This window comes from Thermoanaerobaculia bacterium (assembly GCA_035717485.1).
Taxonomy (GTDB): Bacteria; Acidobacteriota; Thermoanaerobaculia; order UBA5066; family DATFVB01; genus DATFVB01.
Genome location: DASTIQ010000267.1, coordinates 1 through 3,175 on the forward strand (window position 1 = coordinate 1; position 3,175 = coordinate 3,175).

Sequence of the window (3,175 nt, forward strand, 5' to 3'; positions counted from 1 at the left end):
GCGCCGGGAAGGCGATCTCGTCCGGAGCGCGGCCGGAAACGTGCGACGTTTACACGCCTCAGGGCACCCGGCGGTTCCGACGCCGGGCGGCAGTCCCGCCCGCTCGCGACATAGAATCCGGGAAAAGAAGCGGAGGGGAAACCCATGAGAATGACGAGCGGATCTCGCGAGGTCGGCGATCGATGGCGCGACGTGCACGACCACGTCTCCGTTCCCGCCGACCTCGAGGTGGGGAAGGCCTCGATGGAGCCCGAGCTCTGATGGGCGGAAGGAGACCGCCCTTCGTTTCCCGGCGCCGCATCGCCTCCGCCGACGAGGCGTTCACGCGCACGGAGCGGCCGTGACCTGCGAGCACGTCTCCGAGATCCGCGACGTGACGCCCTCCGCCGACGGCTGCGAGGAGTGCCTGAAAATGGGCGCGTCGTGGGTCCACCTCCGGCTCTGTCTTTCCTGCGGACACGTCGGTTGCTGCGACAGCTCCCCGAACCGCCACGCGACGAAGCACTTCCATCGCTCGCGTCATCCGATCATCCGCTCGTTCGAGCCGGGCGAGGAGTGGCGGTGGTGCTACGTGGACGAGAGGGAAGTGTGATCCGGCGCCAATCCGCGGCGCACCGGCGGGGATCGCGTCGAACGAGGTCCACGCCGGCCTGCGCCGCGGTCCTGCTCGCCGCGGCCTGTGTTTTCGGGGCCCCTGCGCCGGATGCCGAGCCCTCGCGCCCTCCCGAAAAAGGGTGCGCGTGGGAACGGCTGTCGGACGCGAATCTCGGCCTGGAAGCGTGGGTCCAGCGCTGTGATTTCGGATTCCGGAAGATCGATTTTCTCTTTTCGAAGTCCTCGCTCGCGATTCGCTATTCGGACGGAGGGGGAAGCGTCGAGCCTCTCGTCGACGTCTATTCGCTGACGCCGGGAGAGACCCCGGAATCGGGGGCGAAGCGACTGTTCCGCGAGAAGACCGACGAGGCCCTCGCGGCGCGCTGTGTCCTCGTGCCCTATCGCGACGAGTTCACCCGGACGCCGGCGGGCGTCGAGCGCTACACGTTCGTTCCGGACAAGGCCTACGACGCCGAGCTCGAGGCGAAGGGGAAGACGGACGGGGTGCCGGACCCCCCGTGCGGCGACTGGGGAGAGTCGCCCGACGGGATCGGGTACTGGGAAGCGCAACCGGCGCGGAACCGGGGAAAACTCCTCTTCGTGCGCGTCGGGCAGGACACGCCTCTCTTCGACGAGCAGACGCTGAAGCTCCTTCCCGCGAAATAGAGCGGGCCGGGTGGGCGAGACGCTCCCGTTCCTCCCGTCGGCCGCGGGGAGAGAATGGGGATCGTGAATGTCCTCTGGTCCTTCCGGTCCCTGCGCCCCTGGCTGTTCCGGCGCTGGGAGCGCGAACGCCGCCGGCGGTTCGCCGCGTCGTCCGGCGCCGGCCGGCCGCTCGCTCCGGGAGACCTCGCTCCGCCGTTCGTCCTGACCGACGATCGCGGCCGGCTTCGCCGCTCGGCCGAGTGGATCGGCGTGCGCGAGACGATCGTCTGGTTCACGAACCTCTGCGCGGTCTGCGAGGATCAGGCGATCGAGCTCGAGGAGCTCCGGGAGCGGGGGGAGCTCGAAACGGAGATCGTCGCGATCCATTTCCCCGGCGGCTCGGAACCGGCGCCGGCCGAGTTCCGGCGGCGGACCCGGGCGAAGTTCCCGATCCTGATCGACGACGGTTCCGTCGGGAGAGCGTGGTCGGGCGAGGCGGTGCCCGACACCTGACCGCTCGTGAACCTCTTCGTCGTGAACGAGGAAGGGCGCGTCAACGCGGCGGATCACCTGCGCGATCCGAAGAACGTCCGTTCCCGGAGGGAAAAACCGCCGCGAGGACCGCGTCGGCCGGGGGGACCGTGAACGTCGTTCGGTACTCGTTGTCGGACTTCATGCTCTCCTCGACACGGTTCGAGGGGTCGATCGCGACGCGGACTTCGTGCGCGCCCGCGGCGAAGCCGCCGATCGGGATCGAGAGATTCCGGACGGTCACGCCGGAGCGAATCGGTGCCCGGATCGTCCAGGAGCCGGCGGGCCGGCCGTCCACGAAGACGTCGACCTCGGCCGGAGCCGCCGTCTTGCCGAGGCCGAAGTTTCGAACTGCGACGGCGGCGACCCAGCGTCCCGCGGCGTCGCGCGAGATTCCGACGGTCGGGCCCGCTGGCTCCAGGCGCACGAGCGCGAGATTCGGGAGCTCATGCTCGAAGACCAGCACTCTCCCCGAAATCCACAGATCGCCGCGAGGCGTGAGATGCGTCGCCGACCCGCAGGCGACGGCGAACCCGAGCGACGCCAGGGCCGCGCTCCTCCGGAAGCGACGTCCGTCCATGGGTCCAAGTTAGCCCGACCGGGACGGCCGCGCATGAGCAAGGTGCCTCAGAGGATCGGCCTGACGACGGGCAGCCCGAATCGTGCCGGGCCGCGCGAGGGGGCGGCGCCTGCGCGGCCGAGCCGTTCATTCGACGAGCCGCGAATCGCGGGACGGCCGCGACGGTCTAGAACGGGACGTCGTCGTCTTCGTCGGGCACGCCCGCCGGAGGAACCGCCTGCGGGAACTCGCCGCCGCCCCGCGCCGCGCCCTCGACCCTCGGCGAGAGCATCAGGACGTTGTTCGCCTTGATCTCGGTCTTGTAGCGCTTCTGCCCGTTCTGGTCGTCCCAGGATCGAGTCTGGAGACTTCCCTCGACGTAGACCATCTTTCCCTTGTGGAGGTATTCGCCGCAGATCTGGGCGAGCTTATCCCAGGCGACGATCGAGTGCCATTCGGTTCGCTCCTGGCGCTCCCCGGTCGACCGGTCCTTCCACGTTTCCGTCGTCGCCAGGCGAAACTTCGCGAGCGCGGTTCCGCCCTGGGTCGTCGACACTTCGGGGTCCGCTCCGAGATGTCCGATGAGAATCACCTTGTTGACGCCGGCCATGTCTTCCTCCTTCTCCGATGTCGGTTCCGCGGATAGTACACCCGGGGCGGACGGCGGGCCGCCGGTTGCGCGTCGAGCGTCGAGAGGCGAGAGGTTCGAGAGTGCGGGCCGGAAGTCGGCCATCGCCTCGACGCTGTTCGCCGCGTCGCGGCGAACGGCCGGGCGCTAGAATCCTCCGCAGTGAAGTCGCCGCTCAAGACGCTTTCCCGCGAGACGGCGATCTACGGCCTCTCGAC

5 protein-coding genes are annotated in these 3,175 nt (G+C 69.1%); 3 read left to right on the forward strand and 2 right to left on the reverse strand.

The features are described 5' to 3' along the window. Positions 1-340 precede the first annotated feature (340 nt). The 3 genes from VFS34_14035 (at position 341) to VFS34_14045 (ending at position 1,752) form a co-directional block, all read left to right on the forward strand. On the forward strand, positions 341-592 hold the full coding sequence (locus VFS34_14035) for a UBP-type zinc finger domain-containing protein (protein ID HET9795569.1): 252 nt from the start codon (positions 341-343) through the stop codon (positions 590-592). Further along, complete coding sequence (locus tag VFS34_14040) at positions 589-1,260, forward strand: hypothetical protein (protein ID HET9795570.1); 672 nt, start codon at positions 589-591, stop codon at positions 1,258-1,260. Before VFS34_14035 ends, VFS34_14040 begins: the two co-directional genes overlap by 4 nt. Before the next feature lie 63 nt (positions 1,261-1,323). Further along, positions 1,324-1,752, forward strand: coding sequence for a redoxin domain-containing protein (locus tag VFS34_14045; GenBank protein ID HET9795571.1), 429 nt, complete (start codon positions 1,324-1,326; stop codon positions 1,750-1,752). Between the two features lie 40 nt (positions 1,753-1,792). On the opposite strand, the gene VFS34_14050 is transcribed toward VFS34_14045, so the two are convergent. Beyond that, complete coding sequence (locus VFS34_14050; GenBank protein ID HET9795572.1) at positions 1,793-2,350, reverse strand: CARDB domain-containing protein; 558 nt, start codon at positions 2,348-2,350, stop codon at positions 1,793-1,795. Between the two features lie 166 nt (positions 2,351-2,516). Then, positions 2,517-2,939, reverse strand: a complete 423-nt coding sequence (locus tag VFS34_14055; GenBank protein HET9795573.1) for a single-stranded DNA-binding protein — start codon at positions 2,937-2,939, stop codon at positions 2,517-2,519. Positions 2,940-3,175 lie beyond the last annotated feature (236 nt).

Coding starts and splice junctions, on each gene's coding strand:
- VFS34_14050 (HET9795572.1), bottom strand. CDS start 2,350: ATGGACGGACGTCGCTTCCGGAGGAGCGCGGCCCTGGCGTCGCTCGGG.
- VFS34_14055 (HET9795573.1), bottom strand. CDS start 2,939: ATGGCCGGCGTCAACAAGGTGATTCTCATCGGACATCTCGGAGCGGAC.